Source organism: Arthrobacter sp. FX8, assembly GCF_026723805.1.
GTDB lineage: Bacteria > Actinomycetota > Actinomycetes > Actinomycetales > Micrococcaceae > Arthrobacter.
The window spans coordinates 2,728,788-2,748,043 of sequence record NZ_CP113505.1; the positions used below are offsets into that span (position 1 = coordinate 2,728,788).

Annotated in this window: 14 protein-coding genes and 4 pseudogenes; 8 read left to right on the plus strand and 10 right to left on the minus strand. The window is 68.6% G+C overall.

All coding sequences use genetic code 11. The annotated features are described in order from the left end of the window. Window positions 1–14: 14 nt before the first annotated feature. From OUO20_RS12670 to OUO20_RS12680, 3 genes are all read left to right on the plus strand, one after another. Window positions 15–2,660 (plus strand): AMP-binding protein, encoded by a 2,646-nt coding sequence (locus tag OUO20_RS12670; RefSeq protein WP_018768769.1) that lies wholly within the window; start codon window positions 15–17, stop codon window positions 2,658–2,660. A gap of 169 nt (window positions 2,661–2,829) precedes the next feature. Beyond that, complete coding sequence (locus OUO20_RS12675; RefSeq protein WP_268001873.1) at window positions 2,830–3,804, plus strand: type IV toxin-antitoxin system AbiEi family antitoxin domain-containing protein; 975 nt, start codon at window positions 2,830–2,832, stop codon at window positions 3,802–3,804. Window positions 3,805–4,030: 226 nt separating this feature from the next. Further along, window positions 4,031–4,612, plus strand: coding sequence for a hypothetical protein (locus OUO20_RS12680; RefSeq protein ID WP_268001874.1), 582 nt, complete (start codon window positions 4,031–4,033; stop codon window positions 4,610–4,612). Window positions 4,613–4,754: 142 nt separating this feature from the next. Here OUO20_RS12680 and OUO20_RS12685 read toward each other — a convergent pair whose 3' ends face one another. Next, window positions 4,755–5,636 carry a helix-turn-helix transcriptional regulator gene (locus OUO20_RS12685; RefSeq protein WP_268001875.1) on the minus strand — a complete coding sequence of 294 codons (882 nt, stop codon included), beginning with the start codon at window positions 5,634–5,636 and terminating at the stop codon, window positions 4,755–4,757. Between the two features lie 93 nt (window positions 5,637–5,729). Here OUO20_RS12685 and OUO20_RS12690 point away from each other — a divergent pair, with 93 nt between their 5' ends. From OUO20_RS12690 to OUO20_RS12700, 3 genes are read left to right on the plus strand one after another with little or no spacing between them, the layout of a single operon-like run. Further along, window positions 5,730–6,611, plus strand: coding sequence for an aldo/keto reductase (locus tag OUO20_RS12690; protein WP_268001876.1), 882 nt, complete (start codon window positions 5,730–5,732; stop codon window positions 6,609–6,611). Between the two features lie 30 nt (window positions 6,612–6,641). Next, a complete protein-coding gene (locus OUO20_RS12695; protein ID WP_223992529.1) occupies window positions 6,642–7,670 on the plus strand; it encodes an aldo/keto reductase in 1,029 nt (342 codons plus the stop codon). Window positions 7,671–7,717: 47 nt separating this feature from the next. Beyond that, the gene (locus OUO20_RS12700; RefSeq protein WP_268001877.1) at window positions 7,718–8,548 is read left to right on the plus strand and encodes an oxidoreductase; all 831 of its coding nucleotides are present in this window, start codon (window positions 7,718–7,720) and stop codon (window positions 8,546–8,548) included. 169 nt (window positions 8,549–8,717) lie between these two features. On the opposite strand, the gene OUO20_RS12705 is transcribed toward OUO20_RS12700, so the two are convergent. The 4 genes and pseudogenes from OUO20_RS12705 to OUO20_RS12720 all read right to left on the minus strand — a co-directional run bounded on the left by OUO20_RS12705 (window position 8,718) and on the right by OUO20_RS12720 (window position 11,737). Further along, a complete protein-coding gene (locus OUO20_RS12705; RefSeq protein WP_268001878.1) occupies window positions 8,718–9,266 on the minus strand; it encodes a DinB family protein in 549 nt (182 codons plus the stop codon). Window positions 9,267–9,304: 38 nt separating this feature from the next. Beyond that, window positions 9,305–10,690, minus strand: coding sequence for an FAD-dependent oxidoreductase (locus OUO20_RS12710; protein ID WP_268001879.1), 1,386 nt, complete (start codon window positions 10,688–10,690; stop codon window positions 9,305–9,307). Continuing rightward, window positions 10,687–11,390: pseudogene (locus OUO20_RS12715) on the minus strand (aquaporin). The gene OUO20_RS12710 and the pseudogene OUO20_RS12715 overlap by 4 nt, the downstream one beginning before the upstream one ends. Next, window positions 11,387–11,737 carry an ArsR/SmtB family transcription factor gene (locus OUO20_RS12720; protein ID WP_268001880.1) on the minus strand — a complete coding sequence of 117 codons (351 nt, stop codon included), beginning with the start codon at window positions 11,735–11,737 and terminating at the stop codon, window positions 11,387–11,389. The pseudogene OUO20_RS12715 and the gene OUO20_RS12720 overlap by 4 nt, the downstream one beginning before the upstream one ends. 140 nt (window positions 11,738–11,877) lie before the next feature. Here OUO20_RS12720 and map point away from each other — a divergent pair, with 140 nt between their 5' ends. Further along, entirely contained in the window at window positions 11,878–12,651 is a 774-nt protein-coding gene (gene map / locus OUO20_RS12725) for a type I methionyl aminopeptidase (RefSeq protein ID WP_018768780.1), read from the plus strand. A 3-nt stretch (window positions 12,652–12,654) separates the two neighbouring features. Here the strand turns inward: map and OUO20_RS12730 are convergent, their stop codons facing one another. Beyond that, on the minus strand, window positions 12,655–13,173 hold the full coding sequence (locus OUO20_RS12730) for a GNAT family N-acetyltransferase (RefSeq protein ID WP_018768782.1): 519 nt from the start codon (window positions 13,171–13,173) through the stop codon (window positions 12,655–12,657). Window positions 13,174–13,339: 166 nt separating this feature from the next. Here OUO20_RS12730 and OUO20_RS12735 point away from each other — a divergent pair, with 166 nt between their 5' ends. After that, on the plus strand, window positions 13,340–13,780 hold the full coding sequence (locus OUO20_RS12735; RefSeq protein ID WP_056392795.1) for a hypothetical protein: 441 nt from the start codon (window positions 13,340–13,342) through the stop codon (window positions 13,778–13,780). On the opposite strand, the pseudogene OUO20_RS12740 reads toward OUO20_RS12735, so the two are convergent. The 4 genes and pseudogenes from OUO20_RS12740 to OUO20_RS12755 form a co-directional block, all read right to left on the minus strand. After that, window positions 13,749–15,724: pseudogene (locus OUO20_RS12740) on the minus strand (amino acid transporter). The gene OUO20_RS12735 and the pseudogene OUO20_RS12740 sit on opposite strands and share 32 nt — an antisense overlap. A 142-nt stretch (window positions 15,725–15,866) precedes the next feature. Further along, window positions 15,867–16,548, minus strand: a pseudogene (locus tag OUO20_RS12745) (response regulator). Then, a complete protein-coding gene (locus OUO20_RS12750) occupies window positions 16,545–16,940 on the minus strand; it encodes a sensor histidine kinase (RefSeq protein WP_268001881.1) in 396 nt (131 codons plus the stop codon). The pseudogene OUO20_RS12745 and the gene OUO20_RS12750 overlap by 4 nt, the downstream one beginning before the upstream one ends. Window positions 16,941–17,128: 188 nt before the next feature. After that, window positions 17,129–19,144 (minus strand): annotated as a pseudogene (locus OUO20_RS12755) (DUF4118 domain-containing protein); the annotation flags it as partial. Window positions 19,145–19,256 lie beyond the last annotated feature (112 nt).

Below are 19,256 nucleotides of genomic sequence, written 5' to 3' on the forward strand. Positions count from 1 at the left end.
TCTATGGTTCTCCGGTGACTACAGAGACAAAGCTCGCCGGGGTTCCGTTCGCCGCGGACCTGGCCCGCTTCGGCGACCGCCCAGCCGTCAGCGCCCACGGCCGGTCGCTGAGCTACCGGGAACTGGCCCGGCAGGTGGAGGACATGGTCCGCGCGTTCGGGCCGGCCCGGCGCCTCATTGCGCTGGAAGCCGGGAACACCCTGCCGGCCCTGGTGTCCTACCTGGCGGCCCTGTCCTCCGGCACTCCGTTACTGATCCTGCCCGCGGGGGACTCTGCCGCGGCCGCACTGGTGGCGGCCTACGACCCCGACGTTGTTGTCAGCGCGTCGAACGGCGAAGCGGTCCTGGATGTCCGGCGGCAGCAGACCCGGCACGACCTGCACCCGGAACTCGCGCTGCTGCTGAGCACGTCCGGGTCCACCGGCTCCCCCAAACTCGTCCGGCTTTCCGCCGACGGCATCCAGGCCAACGCCGCCGCGATCGCGGAGTACCTGCAGCTGCGCCCCAGCGACACAGCGGCCACCACCCTGCCCCTCTCCTACTGCTACGGCATGAGCGTGGTGAACAGCCACCTCCTGGCGGGTGCATCCCTGGCGCTGACCGACCTCTCGGTGGTGGACCCCTGCTTCTGGGACCTGGTCCGCACGGAACAGGTGACATCCTTCGCGGCAGTGCCGTACACCTTCGACCTGCTGGACCGGGTGGGCTTCAAGGACATGGATGTGCCAAGCCTGCGGTACATCACCCAGGCCGGCGGACGGCTGGCCCCCGACCGCGTGCGCGCCTATGCCGAACAGGGCCGGCGGCAAGGATGGGACCTGTTCGTCATGTACGGGCAGACCGAGGCCACCGCCCGCATGGCCTACCTGCCGCCGGACCAGGCCATGGAGCAACCACAGGCCATCGGCGTCCCGATCCCGGGCGGGTCCTTCCGGCTTGAGCCCGTCCCCGGCCTGGGCGCGTCCGAGCTGGTGTACTCCGGCCCCAACGTGATGCTGGGGTACGCCGAACAGCCGGCGGACCTCAGCCTGGGCCGGGTGGTCACCGACCTCCGCACCGGCGACCTGGCCCGCCGCGGCCCGGACGGGCTCTACGAGATTGTGGGCCGGCGCAGCCGGTTCGTGAAGATCGTGGGGCTCCGCGTGGATCTGGGCCAGGTGGAGCGGATGCTGGCGGACCTCGGGGTGACGGCTGCGGCCGCAGGCTCCGACGACGCCGTGGTGGCCGCCATCGAAGGCGACCACGACGTGGCGCTGCTCGCCAAAACCCTGGCGCAGGACCTGGGCCTGCCGCGCGCCGCCGTCGACCTTTACCCGGTGGAAGCCATTCCGCGCCTGGGCAACGGAAAGCCGGACTATCCTGCCGTCGCCGCGCTCGCCCGTGGAGGAGAAGCGGACGACGGCGGCCCGGCCGGGGTTGTGGACGCGGGCTCGGATGACGTGCGGCGCATCTTCGCCGAGGTGCTGGAGGTGGAGGACGTCGCCGGGACCGATTCGTTCGTGTCCCTGGGCGGCGATTCACTGTCCTATGTGGTGGCGTCCGTCCGGCTGGAGCGGGCCCTGGGCTACCTTCCCGGGGGCTGGCACCTGATGCCGGTCTGCGAACTGTCGCCATCGCCGCACGTGGTGCCCGCCGCCGTCGCGCCTCCCGGCAGTGCCGGGCCTTCCGGCAGTGCTGGGCCTTCCGGCACTGCTTCCGGCACCTGGGTGCGCAGTGCCCGGCGGAGGCTGCTCGCGCCGATGGAGACCGGGATAGTGCTGCGCGCCGTCGCCATCATCGCGATCGTCTCCACGCATATTGGGTTCTTCCACTGGCAAGGCACGGCCCACGTGCTCATGGCGGTGGCCGGCTACAACTTCGCCCGCTTCCAGCTGTCGGGGGAGCGTACGGAACGGTTCCGGCGGCACCTGCGCAGCGTCGCGCGGATCGTGGTGCCGAGCGTTGCCGTGATCGCGCTGGCCTTCGCCGTGACGGACAAGTACGCCCTGCACAACGTTTTCCTGTTGAACTCACTGGTGGGGCCGGCGGGGTGGAGCGACTACTCGCGGTTCTGGTTCGTAGAGGTCCTGGTCCACATCCTGGTGGGCCTGGCCCTGTTGCTGGCGGTGCCGGCCGTTGACCGGGCGGCGCGCCGCTGGCCGTGGGCGTTTGGGGTGGCCCTGGTCCTGGTGGATCTGCCCCTGCTTTTTGGCCTGGTGGAGAGCCGGTACCCGGGGCAGGGGCCGGTCCTGTGGCTGTTCGGGCTGGGTTGGGCGGCCGCCGCGTCCCGCACCCTGTGGCAGCGTTCAGCCGTTACGGTTCTGGCCGTCCTGGCGGCTCCGGCCTCCTTCGACAACCCGTACCGCAGCGCCACCATCCTGGCCGGCTGCCTCATCCTGCTCTGGCTGCCCACGCTGCGGGTGCCCCGGGGACTCCACCGGATCATGGCGCTGCTGGCGAGCGCTTCGCTCTACATCTACGTCACCCACTGGCTGGTGTATCCCCTGTTTGATTCCGTTGACCTCTTCGAGCGCGCGGACAAGGGTTTGGCCGTGCTGGCGTCCCTGGCCTGCGGCGTCCTCTACTGGGCAGGGGCCACCCGGGCCATGGGTGCGGCGGAACGGTGGATCAAGCGGCGGCGGTCCCTCTCCCGCGCCTCGGTTGAGCCGGCCGCTATGTAGCGGGTTGGGCGCAGACCGGTTTTCGACGCGCAGATTCCCTTGCGCAGACCGTATGTTGGGTGCGCCGGCGAGCATGCGAGTCGAATATGGGCGGGCGCGCCACCGGGGCTTTTCCACATAGCGGCACACTCCACTCCTGCAGCGAAGGTGTGCCGGGCAATGTGGTTGCATGACCGATCTTCCACCGTTGCTGTTGTCGCGCGACCGCAACCTGCTCGGGTTGAGTGCCAACGATCTCGCCAAACGCGTGCGGTCCGGCGCTTTGGTCCGGGTGCGGCACGGCATCTACATCGACGGCCCAGCGTGGCGGGCCATGAAGCCGTGGGAACAGTACCGGCTCCGCATCCAGGCGGCCGCGGAAGCATTCGAGAAGCCCACAGTTTTCGGCCGCCATTCCGCGGCAAGCGTGTGGGAAATCCCCACCATCGGCTTTCATCACCCGGTCCAGGCACTCACATTGAAGAACGACGGCGGCCGGTCCCGTGCCGGGGTCAGCCGGCACTTTGCGGCGCGGGCGGATTTGAAGGTGGTCCGGTTGGAGGGCCTCCTGGTCACCGACCGCATCCGGACCGTCCTGGACCTGGCAGCCTTCAGCCCCTTCGCCGAGGCCGTTGTGCCGCTGGACCATGTGCTCCGGCTGGATCCGCGCCGGCAGTTGCCTGCCATCACCAAGGCTGAGCTGGAGAGCGGGATGGGATCGGTCTACTCCGCCGCTGCCACGCGGAGAATCCGGGCGGCCATCGAGTTTGCCGATCCCGCTTCAGGCTCGGCCGGGGAGTCCTGGAGCCGGGCGCTGATCCATGTGGCCGGCTTCGAACCCCCGGTCCTCCAACAGCGGTTTTCCGACGCGGACGGGCTGGTTGGTTACTCGGATTTCTACTGGAAGGAGTCCAGGGTTGTTGGCGAATTCGACGGCGAGGAAAAGTACCTCAAGTCCGAGTTCCTCAAGGGCCTGACCGCATCCCAGGCTGTTGTGGCTGAAAAGCAGCGCGAAAACCGGATCCGCGCCCTGGGCTGCAACGTGGTGCGCTGGGACTGGGCCGACCTCAAGGTGCCCGGGACGCTGGAACGGAAGCTGGCGGCGGCAGGTGTGGGCCGCCGTCGGACGCGCTCTGCCGTTATCGACGCGCAAAACCGCCTCTGACGCGCATATCCCTTCCCGCGCCCCGTATACGCGCGTCGCAAGGGAGCATGCGTGGCGACGACAAATATGCGCGTCGAAAACGGCAGCCGTGCACCGAAGCGGGGCCAGGAGCGGTGCATCAGCGGGTGAATTTTCCTTGTTGACGGCCACGCGACGGGGCTATGTTGGAGCTACGCCCGGGCCCGGCTGGGACGGCCATCGCTGACAGGTCTCGCAGAGGTATGTCATGAGTTATGTCCCCGTCAGCAGACGCACCATCAGGCTGCACCGTGAATCCGAGCGGTCCACGCGGCGCCTTGTTGCTGCCCTGTCCGGTGTTGCCATCGCGGCGTGGCTATTGTCCGTGTTGCTGTCAGCCGCGGTCAGCGTTGACGGCTTCGTCCACGACGTCGATCTGGTGGTGCATGACCTTTTCCTCGTTGTGGCTTTCGGCGCCATCATCCTGGTCGACTGGCATGGATTCCTGTGGCTGATCGGCCGGCGGACACTCGGCGAAATCATTCGACTCGATGGGGCAGCGACACCCCTGATCTGGGGTGGTCTGGCGGGCATGCTTGCCACCGGGGTGTTCCTGAGTCCGCACCTGGACAGCCCGATGACAGAGGTCAAGCTCGCGGCGGTCCTGGTGCTCAGCCTGAACGGAATCATGCTGATCCCCCTGATGCGGCGGCTCGCGCGGCTCCCTGCCAGGATTGCGTTCAAGGATTTATCCACTGGCCAGCGCGTCCACCTGATGTCATGCCTGGTGGTCTCGCAGCTCTGCTGGTGGACGGCGATCATCATTGGGTTCATCAACGCGCAGTCCTGACGCGCAAAGCCGCTGACGACGCGCACATTCCCTGGCGCGGCCCAAATATGGGGTGCGCTTACGAATATGCGCGTCGAGGACGGATGTGGGGTTCACAACCGAATATGCGCGTCGAGAACGGGTTTGCGCAGCGCAGGCTGGCTCAGGTGGCCTTCTCCTGGGCCGGAACCCCGGCCGCCGCCTGCGTAGCCGCCCAGCTGGCGAGGACCTTCAGCGCGTCCTCGGACGGGCTGCCTGGCTCGGCGGTGTAGATGTTGATCCGCAGCCCGGGATCCGCGGGGAGCTCCATCGCCTCGTAGGCCAGGTCCAGGTCCCCCACGATCGAGTGGTGGAGTCGTTTGCGGCCGGTGCGGTGGTACTTCACGTCGTGCCGGGCCCAGCGGACGCGGAACTCCTCGCTGCCCGTTGAGAGCTCCCCGATCAGGTCGGACAGGTCCTTGTCGTACGGGTTCTTCCCGGCCGTGGACCGCAGCACGGCCACGATGTCGTCAGCGGCGCGCTCCCAGTCGGCGAAGAACCCCCGCGCCTTCGGGCTCAGGAAGGTGAACCGTGCGCTGTTGGGTGGGGTGCCGCCGTCGGTCATCATCTCCAGGTACAGGGCCCGGCCCAGCTCATTGGACGCCAGCACATCGCCACGGTCGTTGCGGACCCAGGCCGGCGCCGCCGTAATCGCATCGATCACCCGCTGCACGCTGGGCCGCACCGTCTGCGGGCTCCGCTTGCGCCGCGCCCGCGGAGCAGCCGTGGACGCGCGGGCCAGGTCGAAAAGGTGGGCGGTCTCGGCGTCGTCCAACTGCAGGGCGCGGGCCAGGGACTCCAGGACACTGTCCGACGCTCCGGACAGATTTCCCCGCTCCAGCCGGATGTAGTAATCGATGCTCATTCCGGCGAGCATGGCCACCTCCTCCCGGCGCAGGCCCTTAACCCGCCGGTTGCCGCCGTACGCGGGCAGCCCGGCGTCGTCCGGTGTGATCCTGGCGCGGCGGGAGGTCAGGAACTTCCGCACGTCATCGCTGTTCGTCATGGCTCCCACGCTACGCCGGGCAAATATCCCAAGGGAGGGACTGCCAGCCCCTCCCACAAACCCGTCCACCCCAATACCGTGAAAGGCATGGTTATGGAACTCACGCTCAACAACAAAATCACAATGCCGGCGCTCGGCCTGGGCGTCTTCCAGAGTCCCCCGGAAGAGACCACGGCGGCGGTCCAGACAGCGCTCGAGGTGGGCTACCGGCACATCGACACCGCCGCCGCCTACGGCAACGAGCGGGAGGTTGGCGAGGGCATCCGCCGCTCCGGCCTGGACCGGGCCGACGTGTTCATCGAGACCAAGATCTGGGTGAGCGACTACGGCTACGACCGGGCCCTGCACGCCTGGGACAAGGCCGCCGGCAAGCTGGGCGTGGAGCAGCTGGACCTGTTCATCCTGCACCAGCCCGCCCCGGACCGGTTCGAGAAGACCATCGCCGCGTACAAGGCGCTGGAGACCCTGCTCAAGGACGGGCGGGTGCGGGCCATCGGCGTCAGCAACTTCATGCCTCACCACCTGGCGCAGCTGCTCGAGGAAACCGACGTGGTCCCTGCCGTCAACCAGATCGAACTGCACCCCTACTTCGCCCAGCGGAACGTCCAGGCGGCGGACGCCGAGCACGGCATCCTCACCCAGGCGTGGTCGCCGATCGGCGGCATCACGTTCTACCCGGGCTGGGGCGAGAACCGGAAAAACGTCATGCGGGACCCGGCGATCGCCGCCGTCGCGCAGGCCCACGGCAAGACCCCCGCCCAGGTGATGCTCCGCTGGCACCTGCAGCAGGGCCGCTCCGCCATCCCCAAGTCCACCAACCCGGCCCGCATCGCGGAGAACTTCGACGTGTTCGGCTTCGAGCTTTCCGCGGCCGAGCTCGCCGCCATCGACGCCCTGGACACCGGCGTCCGCAGCGGCCCCGACCCGGACGTGGCCCGCCCCGAGCGGTTCGCCATGGTCATCCCCGAAGCCTAGAAGCCAAAGAACCACAGAGAAGGAACCAGCATGGAATACCGCCCGCTTGGCCGCACCGGTGTGCAGGTCAGCCCCCTCTGCCTCGGTGCCATGATGTTCGGCCCGTGGGGCAACAACGACCGCGCCGACGCCACCCGCATCATCCACCACGCGCTGGATGCCGGCATCAACTTCGTCGACACCGCGGACGTCTATTCCGCGGGGGCCTCCGAGGAGATTGTCGGGGAGGCGCTCGCGGGAAAGCGCGATGACGTCTTCCTGGCCACCAAGTTCTTTATGCCCATGGATGAGGACCGCCCCAACCGCCGGGGCGGCTCCCGCCGCTGGATCATGCGCGCGGTAGAGGACTCGCTGCGCCGGCTGAACACCGACTACATCGACCTGTACCAGGTGCACCGGCCCAGCCCGGACACCGATGTGGAGGAAACCTTGGGCGCCCTCACCGACCTGGTCCGCCAGGGCAAGGTGCGCTACATCGGCTCCTCGTCCTACTCCGGGTCCCAGATCGTGGAGGCGCAGTGGGCGTCCCGCGAACGGAACCTGGAGCGGTTCGTCACCGAGCAGCCGCCGTACTCCATCCTGACCCGCGGCATCGAGGAGGATGTGCTGCCCACCGTGCAGCGGCACGGGATGGGCACCCTCACCTACAGCCCGCTGGCCGGCGGCTGGCTTTCCGGCCGGTGGCGGAAGGACTCGGCATCCAGGCCCACTTCCAGTGCCCGCCCCAGCGCCCGGTTCGACATGACCCAGCCCGCCAACCAGCGCAAGCTGGACATCGTGGAGGAGCTCGCCCAGGTGGCCGAATGGGCCGGCGTCACCATGATCGAGCTGGCCATCGCGTTCGTGATCAACCACCCCGGCGTTACCTCCGCCATCGTGGGTCCGCGCACCATGGAGCAGCTGGAGTCCTACCTCCCCGCGGCGGACACCAAGCTGGCGCCCGAGGTGCTGGACCGCATCGACCAGCTGGTGGCGCCCGGCGTCACCGTCAACCCGGACGACAACAGCTACGGCGCCCATGAACTGACGGCACAGGCACGACGGCGGCACCGGGCTTAAATGCCGGCGCCCGCCTCACTCTCCAACCCCCTATGAAAGGAAAAACCATGGCAACGTGGCTCATCACAGGCTGCTCCACCGGACTTGGCCGGGCACTGGCGGAAGCCGTGCTCGCGTCCGGGCACAACGCCGTCGTCACCGCCCGCAAGGTGGAAACGCTGCAGGAGGTCACCGCCGGCTTCCCGGACACCGCGCTGGCACTCCCGCTGGACGTCACGGACAAGACGCAGATCAGCGCGGCGGTCAAGGCGGCGGAGGAAAAGTTCGGCAGCATCGACGTGCTGGTCAACAACGCCGGCTACGGCTACCGGGCCGCCGTGGAGGAAGCGGACGACGGCGACATCCGCCGCCTGTTCGACACCAACTTCTTCGGGGCCGTGGACATGATCAAGGCAGTCCTCCCGGGCATGCGTGCCAACAAGGCCGGGTCCATCCTGAACATCTCATCCATCGGCGCCCGCATCACCCCCGCCGGCTCCGGCTACTACGCGGCCACCAAGGCGGCGCTGGAGGGCATGTCAGGGTCTCTGCGCAACGAGCTGAAACCGCTGGGCATCAACGTCACCGCCATCGAACCCGGCGGCTTCCGGACGGACTTTGCGGGCCGCTCGCTGACCCAGTCCTCGACGGCGATCGACGACTACGCGGACACGGCCGGCAAGCGCCGCAAGGAACACGACACCGCCCACGGCAACCAGCCCGGCGACCCGGACAAGGCCGCCCGGGCCATCATCGCCGTCGTCGAATCCGCCAACCCGCCGGGCCTCCTGGTCCTGGGCACCGACGCCTTCGGCGCGTTCGGCAAGGTGGCGGAAGCCCAGCGCGCCGAGCTGGAGCAGTGGCAGGAGCTGAGCACGAGCACCGACATCACGGACTGAGCCGGTCAGCCACCGGCCGGGCTGGCTTCAGCGACGCGCAACTTCATCTTCGCGGCTCAAATTCCCCCACGCAGCCCAAATCAGGGCCGCGAAGGGGAATGTGCGCGTCGGAAATGAAGAGGCGCGTCGCAGCAAAATGGCGCAGGCCCGGTGCGAGGGTGAGTTCGCGCTACCTACCTGGGGGCAGGGACGGCAGCGTGGTCAGGCTGAGCTGCGCGCGGTGGTGACGGTAGTGCTTGGGCGCCCACTCCAGGACGTCCCGGCGGCTCATCCACGGCATGAAATAGGGGTCCCACGCGGTGGGCATCGTCATGCCGCGACCCAGCGCATCCTGGTTGGCGTGGCCGTACCAGTTCACGATCACCGCCGTAGTCCGGTCCATCATCCGGAGCATGCCGGCTGGCTTCAGGACCCGGCCCCCGGCGGCGCTCCCGGCCCAGTTCACCCAGTTGTACGGGCGGGCGCACGAATCCAGGAGGCGGCTCCAGGTCCGGGAGGCCAGGGGCGGCAGGTGCGAGAACAGCCCCAGGAGCGGTATGCCCGCCAGCGTGATGTTCTGGCCCAGGACCATGTGGAAGAGCAGTTGCCGGTTGGTCCACCGCGTTCCAAAGGACGGGAGGTCCAGCTCGTCATCGCTGGCGCCCAGGACGATGCTCCGGAAGTCGGCCGCGATCCACAGCAGGTCCGCCTTCACGGGGTCACTGTCCGGTTCCGTCATCGGGGCCTCCCGTCCTTGGACATCAGCCGGTGTTCACATCATAGGCTGGCAGGTTCGGCGGTGCGTCCGTGCTGCAGGCCCGTGGCGAAGCCGATGGTCACGGGCACCGGCGCGGGCGTTCCGCAGCAGGAGTCCCCGGCGGTGTCAGCGGCGTCACCGGCCTCGGTAGGGAGGCTGGTGGAGCACACCCCGGTCTCCGGCAGTTCGAGTTCCACGGTGTCCGCGGCTTCGGTATCACCTGCCAGGGCTGCGGCGATGGAGCGGACCTGTTCGTAGCCCGTGGCCATGAGGAAGGTGGGCGCCCGGCCGTAGGACTTCATGCCGGCCAGGTAGAAGTCCTTTTCCGGCTGTTCCAGGATCCTGGCGCCATGGGCCGGAACCGTGCCGCAGCTGTGGAAGTCAGGATCGATCAGCGGGCCCAGGGCCTTGGGGGCATCGACGGCCGGATCCAGGTCCAGCCGCAGCTCGGACAGGATGGACAGGTCCGGCCGGAACCCTGTGGCCGGGATGACCCTGTCCACGGTGAGGCTGCGGCCATCCGTTGCGTGCACGGTGACCTTGCCGTCACGGGCTTCGAGGCGGCCGGTGTGGAAGTTTGTGAGGAGCTGGACGGCACCGGTGTCGACGGCGGTGTGCAGCCGGGCGCCCAGCTGGCCGCGGGCGGGCAGCTGGTCGGCGTCCCCGCCGCCGTAGGCACGGGCAGGCGTGGCGGCCCGGATGGCCCAGAAGACTTCCGTTCCCGGGTTGGCGCGGGCCACGCGGGCCAGGTCCAGGACCATGTTGGCGGCGGAGTGTCCGGAGCCGATGACAAGGGTGCGGCGGCCGGCGAATCCGCCGCCGGCCACGTCCGGCAGGGGCCCGGTGACCAGCCCGGCGGCCCGGGCTTCCGCCTCACCCGGGGCGGGCAGGCCGGAAGCTCCCAAGGGCGCCGGCGTGGTCCAGGTTCCGGAGGTGTCAATCACGGCGCGGGCCAGGAGCTCCGACGTTTCCCCGCTGCCGTCCTGGATGCGCAGGAGGAACGGGGCGGCGTCGCGGCCCTGGCTGCGGCCCTTGTCCATGCCCTGCCGGCTGACAGCAACTACCTTCGCCCCGGTCCGGATCCGGTCCTTGAGTTCCGGTGTGGCAGCCAGCGGTTCCAGGTAGTCGGAGACGATCTGGGAGCCGTACGGCAGCGCGGTGGGGCGGGGCGCTGCCCAGCCGGCCCGTTCCAGCAGGCGCACGGCGGCGGCATCCAGGTTGTACTTCCACGTGGAGAAGACGCGCACATGGCCCCACTCACGGATGGCGGCACCCACCGTGGGCCCGGCCTCGAGCACGATGGGTTCCAGTCCGCGTTCCAGCAGGTGCGCGGCCGCGGCCAGGCCGACGGGCCCGGCGCCGATGACGGCCACGGGGAGGGATGCGGAGCTTGCCTTGTGGCTCATGAGAGCACCTTTCGGTCGGCCGCCGGGGCGGCGGAAACAGCAGCAAAGGAGAGGTAGAGGAAGCGGACCAGGAGGAATCCGGCGGCGCCGCCCAGCAGCTGCGCCAGGATGAAGGCAGGGGCCGACGGCGGTGCGATGCCGGCAAAGGTGTCCGTGACGGTGCGCGCCATGGTCACCGCAGGGTTGGCGAAGCTGGTGGAGCTGGTGAACCAATAGGCGGCCGTGATGTAGCCGCCGACGGCGAACGCCACGCGGTCAGCACGGCCCGACCGGACGGTGCCGAAGATGACCAGCAGCAGGCCCACCGTGGCAATGACTTCCCCAGCCAGAGCGGGACGCCGGTGCGCTGGTGCGTGGACCAGCTGACGGCGTCCAGCCCGAACATCAGGTTGGCGGCCACCGTGCCGGCCAGGCCGCCCAGGATCTGCCCCGCAACCAGGCCGGCCGCCGTGGTGGTGTCGATCATCCCCAGCGCCCGTTCCACCAGGGTCACCACCGGATTGAACGACGCCGACACCGGCTGCAGTGCCATGATCAGCGCCACCAGCGCGGCACCCGTGGCGAGGCTGTTCTGCAAAAGCTGCAGGCCGACGTCGTCCGGTGACAGCCTGGAGGCCATCACGCCCGAGCCGACCACGGCCATGACCAGGAACGCGGTGCCGATGAACTCTGCCGTGGCACGCCGGGCCAGACCGGTCATGCGGCCGGCCCGCCGATCAGGGCGGCCAGGTTCTGCAGGGCCTCGGTGCGGGCCCGGTAGTAGACCCACACGCCGCGCTTTTCCCGCTCCAGCAGACCCACCTCATGCAGGATCTTCAGGTGGTGGCTGATGGTGGGCTGGGACAGCTCGAAGGCATCGTTGAGGTCGCAGACGCAGGCTTGGCCGCCCTCATGCGAGGCGACCATGGACATCAGCCGCAGCCGGACCGGATCCGCCAGGGCCTTCAGCAAGGGGGCGATCCCTTCAGCTTCCGGCAGGGACAAAGGCTCCCGGGCCAGCGGCGCGCAGCACGCCACCGCCTGGACCGGGGTCAACTCCAAAGACATAGACACACGTAAATATTTACACTCATCTATGTCTTTGGCAACCCCAACATTCCGCTGTACGAAAGAGCCCCTTGCACCCTTCTGCGCACGGGCAAATAGGATGGCACCTGGAGCTAACCGCCGCACACGAAGGGCGCACCATGATCGAGATCCTCACCCCGGCTGAGGTGGCCCGCGCCCGGGAGACCGGCGCCCTGGTGGCTGACATCCTGCAGGCGATGAAAAGCCGCGCAACCGTCGGCACCAACCTCCTGGACATCGACCAGTGGACCAAGGAGATGATCACCGACGCGGGGGCGGAATCCTGCTACGTGGACTACGCGCCGTCCTTCGGCCGGGGTCCCTTCGGCCACTACATCTGCACGGGCGTCAACGATGCTGTGCTGCACGGGCTGCCCCACAACTACGCACTGGCTGACGGCGACCTGCTGACCCTGGACCTCGCCGTCGTCAAGAACGGGATGGCCGCGGATGCCGCCATCAGCTTCATCGTGGGCGAATCACGGCCGGCGGAGAGCGTGGCCATGATCGAGGCGACCGAACGCGCCCTGGCAGCCGGGATCGCCGCCGCAGGGCCGGCAGCCAAGATCGGGGACATCTCGTACGCCATCGGCCGCGTCCTCATTGATGCGGGGTATCCGGTCAACACGCAGTTCGGCGGCCATGGCATCGGTTCCACCATGCACCAGGACCCGCACGTGCCCAACACCGGGCGGCCCGGCCGCGGCTTCAAGCTGCGGCCCGGGCTTCTGCTCGCGCTGGAGCCCTGGATCATGGCGGACACGGACCAGCTGGTGACGGACGACGACGGGTGGACGCTAAGGAGCGCCACCGGCTGCAGGACGGCCCACACCGAGCACACCATCGCCATCACGGAGGACGGCGCCGAGATCCTGACGCTGCCTTCGAGGTAGGCCTTACTCCGTCCCGGCCACCGCGCTGCGGCGTTCCAGGAGCAGGGTGTCCTGCCAGTGCCCGGCCTTGGGGCCGTGGCTGATCCGCGCGATCCGTTCCCTGGTTCCCACCACCCGGAAGCCGAGCTTCCGGTGCAGCGCCAGGCTGGCCGTGTTCTCCGGGAAGATGCTGGACTGGATGGTCCAGATTCCTGCCGCCTCCGTGGAATCGATCAGTGCACCGAGGAGCAGCCTGCCCACGCCCCGGCCGTGCGTTTCCGGCGCCACGTAAATGGAGTGCTCCACGACGCCCCGGTAGACCTCCCGGGACGAAACGGACGTCACGGCGGCCCAGCCCAGAACCCGGCCCGCGTCCTCGGCGATCAGCCGGTGCCCGGGCAACCGGCCGCCGTCGAACGCCTCCCAGGTGGGCGGCTCGCTCTCGAACGTCGCCTCCCCCGTGGCGATGCCGGCGGCGTAGATCGCGTGGACGGCGTCCCAGTCCTCGGGGCACATGGGGCGGATGGTGACGGGGCTGTGCATGGGTTCCATTATGGTGGCCGACCACGGCGGTGGTGGGCCAGGCACCTCCCCGGCGGGACAGGCTGTAAATATTCCGTCAATAAAACGGCCCTGCCGCCCCGGCCGCGCGTGCACCGTCCTTTGATGGAGGCAGGTCAGCACATGCACGCGACGGCGAGGAGCGGAGATGCGATGGGATGAGGCGCCTGATGACCGTGGCAGGGTCAGGTTTGCCGCGGCAGCCGAGGCCGTGGAGGGCTACGGCGGGCGCGCACTGAACGGCCGCGCCCTCCACCCGGCCGGCGGCTACCTTTTCCCCGACCAGGACGGCGAGGGGTGGTGGGTCATTTTCCAGCCGTGGCCCTCGACGGGCGGGCAGGGGCACAGAGTGCCCGGCGACATCCTGGCCTGCAACGATTCCTACGGCGACATGGTGCATGTGATGGTGCTGGCGGCGGGCGTGCGGGAGGACGACGCCGAGGCCGCCTTCCGCGCGGACGTCCCGGTCAGCCTGGCGGACGCCGCGCGGGTGGCGGCAACAGTGCCCCATGTGGCCGCCCCTGCGCACAGGGACGGGACGACGACGTATCCCCCGGTCAGCCGACGTGGACCCACGGGCGCTGGGTGACGTCCGGGACGGCCTCGCGCAGCACCTCCCTGGTCACCGGCGCGATTTCGCCCTCGCCCAGGAACAGGAACCGCACCAGGTTGGTGATCGGATTCCCCTCAGTCCAGCGGAAGTAGATGTGCGGCATGAGCCCCGTGACGTCCCTGATATGCAGCAGTACCGAGGCGATGGTATTGGGAACAACCGGCCCGTGGACTTCCAGGATGTGGTACCCGTGGCGGTTCACGCCACGGACGTAGAGTTCCGTTTCGAAGTCGGAGGAGTCATCCACGATCACTTCCAGGAACAGGGCATCGCCTGCCAGCGGGAGGTGGCTGACCTCGATGGCCGACTCAAGCTTGTCCCGGTATGCCTCTGCAGACATCCGCAGCGGCTCGTGCGCGATGATCGCGATGGGGCCGTCCAGGGTGCTGGACATGAACTCCAGGGCCTGCTGGTCCAGGTGCACCCGGGTTGCATGCAGCTCAAAGGACCGGCGGACCCTGGACAGCAGGGAGATGACGATGATGCCCAGGATGAAGATCGCCGCGATCCGGATGCCTTCGGGCCGCTCGAAGATGTTGGCCACCGTGGTGTACGCGAACACCACGGAGATGGCACCGAAGCCGAAGGTGAGGTTCCGTTGCCCGCGCCGGCGCGCCGACAACGTGACGGCCACCGCTGCGGAGGTCATCAGCACCAGGACGCCGGTGGCGTAGGCACCGCCCTGGGCGTCGACGTCGGCGTTGAAGATGAAGGTGATGAGGAACCCGACCAGGGTGAACACAAGCACCAGGGGCCTGACAGCCTTGGCCCACTCCGGGGCCATGCCGTAGCGGGGCAGGTAGCGGGGAACCAGGTTCAGCAGGCCGGCCATGGCGGAGGCACCGGCGAACCAGAGGATGCCGATGGTGCTGATGTCGTAGACGCTGCCGAAGCCCACGCCCAGGTATTCGTGCGCCAGGTAGGCCAGGGCACGCCCGTTCGCCTGGCCGCCGGGCTGGAATTCCTGTTCCGGAATCAGGACAACGGTAATGAAGCTGGTGGTCAGCAGGAACACGCTCATGATCGCCGCAGCCGTGGTGAGCATGCGCCGGGCTCCGCGGATTCGGCCGGCCGGGTTCTCCTCCGTGTCATCCGCCGCTCCGCGGACCTGCGGCATCACGGCAACGCCGGTTTCGAAGCCGGACAGGCCCAGCGCCAGTTTGGGGAACACCAGCAGTGCGATGGCCACCGTCATCAGGGGGTTGCCGTGGGACACCCACAGATTCGTCCACCAGTCGCCCATCGCCACCGGGTGGGAGACCACCTGCATCAGGGTGGCAACCACCACCACCGCATTCAGGCCCAGGTACAGGACAACCAGGAAGACGGCGACGCCGATCGCTTCCTTGAACCCGCGCAGGAACACGGCAGCCAGCAGGGCCAGCAGGAAAAGCGTTACGGGGACGTTCTGGTTTTGGAGCCAACCGGGGGCAACAGGATTGCCGATCAGGTGTGCGGTGGCATCGGCGGCCGAGAGCGTCATGGTGATCATGAAGTCGGTGGCGGCGAACCCGAGCAGGACCAGCACCAGGAGCTTTCCTCCCCAGCGGGGCAGCAGCCGCTCCAGCATGGCAATGGAGCCCTCACCGCGGGGGCTTTCACCGGCAACCCGGCGGTAGACCGGCAGGGCACCCAACAGTGTCACGGCCACAAGGACCAGGGTGGCCAGCGGGGAGATGACACCGGCTGCCAGCGCGGCGATGGCCGGCTGGTAGCCCAGGGTGGAGAAGTAGTCCACGCCGGTAAGGCACATGACCTGCCACCACGAGTGCTTTTTTCGTGCTGGGTGGGAACACCGCCGGGGCCCTGGTGGGTGCCCTTGCTGTCCTGCAGCCCGAACAGCAGCCAGTCCTTCAGCGCCTCCCTTCCGTGCGGGTGGGTGGCGGAAGGATCCGCCGGGGGCCTGCTCAACGTGGTCATGTCTGCCTTTCCGCGCTGCCCGTTGCACCGCGATCATTGCGAAGCTAGCACCGGCGAAATTGGCGGAAGCGCCAGAAAGGGAATTCTTGATGTTTCCTTTACGCGTGATGTTCGACGGCGGCCGGAGCGGTCCGGCGGCAGGTCACGGCTCGAAGCGGTAGCCCATGCCGGCCTCGGTCAGCAGGTGGCGGGGGCGGGCGGGATCCGCCTCCAGTTTGCGCCGCAGTTGGCCCATGTAGACGCGCAGGTAGTGGGTCTCGTTGTCATAGCCGGGACCCCAGACCCTGGCGAGCATCTGCTGTTGCGTTATCAGCCGGCCGGGATTCCGCACCAGCATTTCCAGGATGGCCCACTCGCGGGGTGAGCCGGACCGGGTCCCCCGCCCGGGTCACCTTCCGGTTGGCCAGGTCCACCTGGAAGTCACCCACATCGATGGCGGCCCCGCCGTCCGCCACGTCCAGCGTGCCGCTCCGGCGGCCGGCAACGCGTAGCCGGGCCAGGAGTTCGTCCAGGCCAAACGGCTTGGTGACGTAGTCGTCCGCCCCGGCGTCCAGGGCCCGGACCTTGTCCACGGACCCGTGCCGGGCGGAAAGCACGATGATGGGCATGCTGCTGGTGCGGCGGATCCTGGTGATCACGTCCACGCCGTTGATGTCCGGCAGTCCGAGGTCCAGCACCATGGCATCCGGATGGCCGCCTTCCGCGTGCTTCAGGGCGGCCATCCCGTCCAGGGCGGTCAGCACCCGGTAGCCCTCAGCCTCCAGGTTGACCTGGAGGGCACGCAGGAACTGCGGCTCGTCGTCAACGATCAATACTGTCCTCATGAGGTGCTGGTGCCTGCTTTCCGGCGAGGGGTGGAAACGTCCGGTGCGGCAACCTGGGGCAAGCGGATGACTATTGTCAGTCCCCCGCCCTGGGTCGGCTCGGCCAGCAGGTGACCGCCCATGGCCTCGGTGAAGCCTTTCGCGACGGCGAGGCCAAGCCCCATCCCGAGTCCCGCGGGGGCGTCGTCGAGGCGCTGGAAGGGCTGGAAGATCCCCTCGACGGCGGCAGCGGGCACGCCCTGCCCGTGATCGACGATGTGCAACTCGCCAAAGGGGGTTCCGGCGTCGCCCACTCCCCTGGTTCGCGTCGAAACGCCGACGATGGCCACGTCGGACGCCGGCGCGTATTTAAGCGCGTTTTCCACGATGTTGGCGATGACCCGCTCCAACATCCCCAGGTCGGCATAGATCGCAGGGATGTCCGGGGAAGCTCCACCCGGATCCGGTCCGCCGGGAGGCCGCGCAGCGCGTCCTCGATTGCATCACGCCACGTGACGGGCGCTGTCAGTGGCGCAGCCGAACCGCTGGAGATCCGGGACATGTCCAGGAGGTTGGCGATCAGGGCGTCCAGGCGCTCGGTGTAGGACTCGACGGTCTCGAGCATCTCGGCCTGCACCTCATCGGGAAGCCTGCGGCTCTGGCGCCGCAGGGCCGTTACGGCCAGTTTTATCCCCGCCAGCGGCGTGCGCAGGTCATGGCTGACCGCCCGCAGGATGGCCGTGCGGACGTTGTTGCCCTCGGCCATCTTCGCGGTGCTCTGCAGCGTCCGCTGAAGGGCATGGCGCTGGCGCAGCAACAGGAGGTGGGCGCCGTGGGCGGACAGGAGGAGCCGGTCCCCGGCGGTGAGGGTGCGTCCGGAGAGGACCAGGGCGGTCCGCTCGTCGGCGAGTTCCACGCTGTCCGTCAACCCTGCCGTGTCCGGGGAGGGAGGAGGCGCCTCCCCGGAGAACGCCTGGAGCTCCCATGCTGCGTCTTTGTCCCCGGATGTGGTGAAGAGCCCGGCCGAACGGACCTGGAAGGTTTCCCGGACCTTGCCCATGAACGCTGCAACGGTGTCATCGGCCAGGAGGGCATCGTGGGCGAGGTCCGCGAGGGTGGCGGCTTCCGCGCGGGCCCGTGCGGCTTCCCGGGCGCGCCTTGCAGACAGTCCCACCACCAGTGACACGGCCACCGCGGCACTGAGGAAGACCAGCAGCGCGAAGACGTTTTGCGGGTCGCTGATATTGAGCGTTCCCACCGGGTCCGTCTGGAAGTAGTTCAGCAGCAGCGAGTCCAGGACGGCGGCGAGCACCGCAGGCCACAGGCCGCCGATGAACGCCACGGCCATCACCCCGGTCAGATGGACCAGTGCGTGGGTGGCGAGGTTGAGCTCCGGGTTGCGGGACAGCGCCGCGGTCACCAGGACCGGGAGGACCACAGCCAGGACGAAGCCGATCAGCGTGCGCCTGCCGCTGAGCGCCGCGGGAGATGGCCCCGGCAGTCCAGGGCCGCCCTGGGGAAGGGAGACGATGTGCACGTCGATATCGCCCGAGCCCCGGACCACTTTGGCGCCTGCACCGATACCGAGGATCCTGCTCCGGAGCGTCCCCGGTGAGGCGCCGATGACGATCTGGGTGGCGTTGACGCTGCGGGCGAATTCCAGGAGGGACCCCGCTGCGTCCTCACCGGACACCGTATGGCAGGTGCCGCCGAGGTCGGCGACGAGGCGCCGCTGCGCGTCCAGCAGCTGCCCTCGCGTCGCGGCCGTGCTTTCGGCGCGCCGGACGTGAACCGCCAGCAGGTCCCCGCCGTTGACCCGGGACAGGATCCGGGCCGCCCTCCTGATGAGCAGCTCCCCTTCGGGGCCTCCACTGAGTCCGACGACAACCCGCTCGCGGGCCGGCCAGGTGGCGGTGATCCCCTGGCTTTTCCGGTAGCCCGCCAGCCCTTCGTCCACCCGGTCCGCCAGCCAGATCAAGGCGATTTCACGCAGGGCAATGAGATTGCCCAGCCGGAATTCGTTGGCCAGGGCAGCGTCGATCCTGTCCCTGGGCACAACGCTCCCGTCAGCAACCCTCTGGCGCAGGAGTTCGGGCGATATGTCCACCAGCTCGATGTGGTCTGCCCGCCGCACCACGGCGTCCGGGACCGGTTCCCCGTCTGGTTCGTCGGTGATTGCGGCGACGACGTCTTTCAGCGATGCCACATGCTGGACGGCAAGCGTGGTCAGCACGTCCGTCCCCGCCGCCAGAAGCTCCTCGATGTCCTGCCAGCGTCGGGTATTCCTGCTGCCCGGAGCATTGACGTGCGCATACTCGTCGACGACGGCCACCTCCGGTTTCCTTGCCAGCACAGCGTCCAGGTCAAGCTCGGGTACCTCCGCCCCGTTGCCGTCGGGCAGAAGGCGCGGCGCCACGACGTCGAGCCCGTCAAGGAGCTGCCCGGTGTCAGGCCTCCCGTGCGCGACGGCGATGCCGACCACGACGTCCCTGCCGCCGGCCAGGATCTGTTGCGCCTCACGCAGCATGGAGTACGTGGTGCCGGCCCCCGCTGCCGCACCCAGGAAGATCCGAAGCGTTCCCCGTGCCATACCCACAGTCTTATCCCCTCCGGCCATACTGACCAACCCGCTGCCTTTGCGGGTCAGACGTGGGCGGGCGCTCGAGCAAAACCTGCCGGGTGTGAGCGGGCGTGGCAGGGGCAGCCGCGGTAGCTCAGTAAGCTGGCGG

Bases quoted from the DNA above. Each gene is read 5' to 3' on its own strand.
- OUO20_RS12685 (WP_268001875.1), bottom strand. From the start codon at position 5,636: ATGACGAACAGCGATGACGTGCGGAAGTTCCTGACCTCCCGCCGCGCC.
- OUO20_RS12690 (WP_268001876.1), top strand. From the start codon at position 5,730: ATGGAACTCACGCTCAACAACAAAATCACAATGCCGGCGCTCGGCCTG.
- OUO20_RS12675 (WP_268001873.1), top strand. From the start codon at position 2,830: ATGACCGATCTTCCACCGTTGCTGTTGTCGCGCGACCGCAACCTGCTC.
- OUO20_RS12710 (WP_268001879.1), bottom strand. From the start codon at position 10,690: ATGAGCCACAAGGCAAGCTCCGCATCCCTCCCCGTGGCCGTCATCGGC.
- OUO20_RS12750 (WP_268001881.1), bottom strand. From the start codon at position 16,940: ATGTTGGAGCGGGTCATCGCCAACATCGTGGAAAACGCGCTTAAATAC.
- OUO20_RS12700 (WP_268001877.1), top strand. From the start codon at position 7,718: ATGGCAACGTGGCTCATCACAGGCTGCTCCACCGGACTTGGCCGGGCA.
- OUO20_RS12695 (WP_223992529.1), top strand. From the start codon at position 6,642: ATGGAATACCGCCCGCTTGGCCGCACCGGTGTGCAGGTCAGCCCCCTC.
- map (WP_018768780.1), top strand. From the start codon at position 11,878: ATGATCGAGATCCTCACCCCGGCTGAGGTGGCCCGCGCCCGGGAGACC.
- OUO20_RS12720 (WP_268001880.1), bottom strand. From the start codon at position 11,737: ATGTCTTTGGAGTTGACCCCGGTCCAGGCGGTGGCGTGCTGCGCGCCG.
- OUO20_RS12680 (WP_268001874.1), top strand. From the start codon at position 4,031: ATGAGTTATGTCCCCGTCAGCAGACGCACCATCAGGCTGCACCGTGAA.
- OUO20_RS12730 (WP_018768782.1), bottom strand. From the start codon at position 13,173: ATGCACAGCCCCGTCACCATCCGCCCCATGTGCCCCGAGGACTGGGAC.
- OUO20_RS12735 (WP_056392795.1), top strand. From the start codon at position 13,340: ATGCGATGGGATGAGGCGCCTGATGACCGTGGCAGGGTCAGGTTTGCC.
- OUO20_RS12705 (WP_268001878.1), bottom strand. From the start codon at position 9,266: ATGACGGAACCGGACAGTGACCCCGTGAAGGCGGACCTGCTGTGGATC.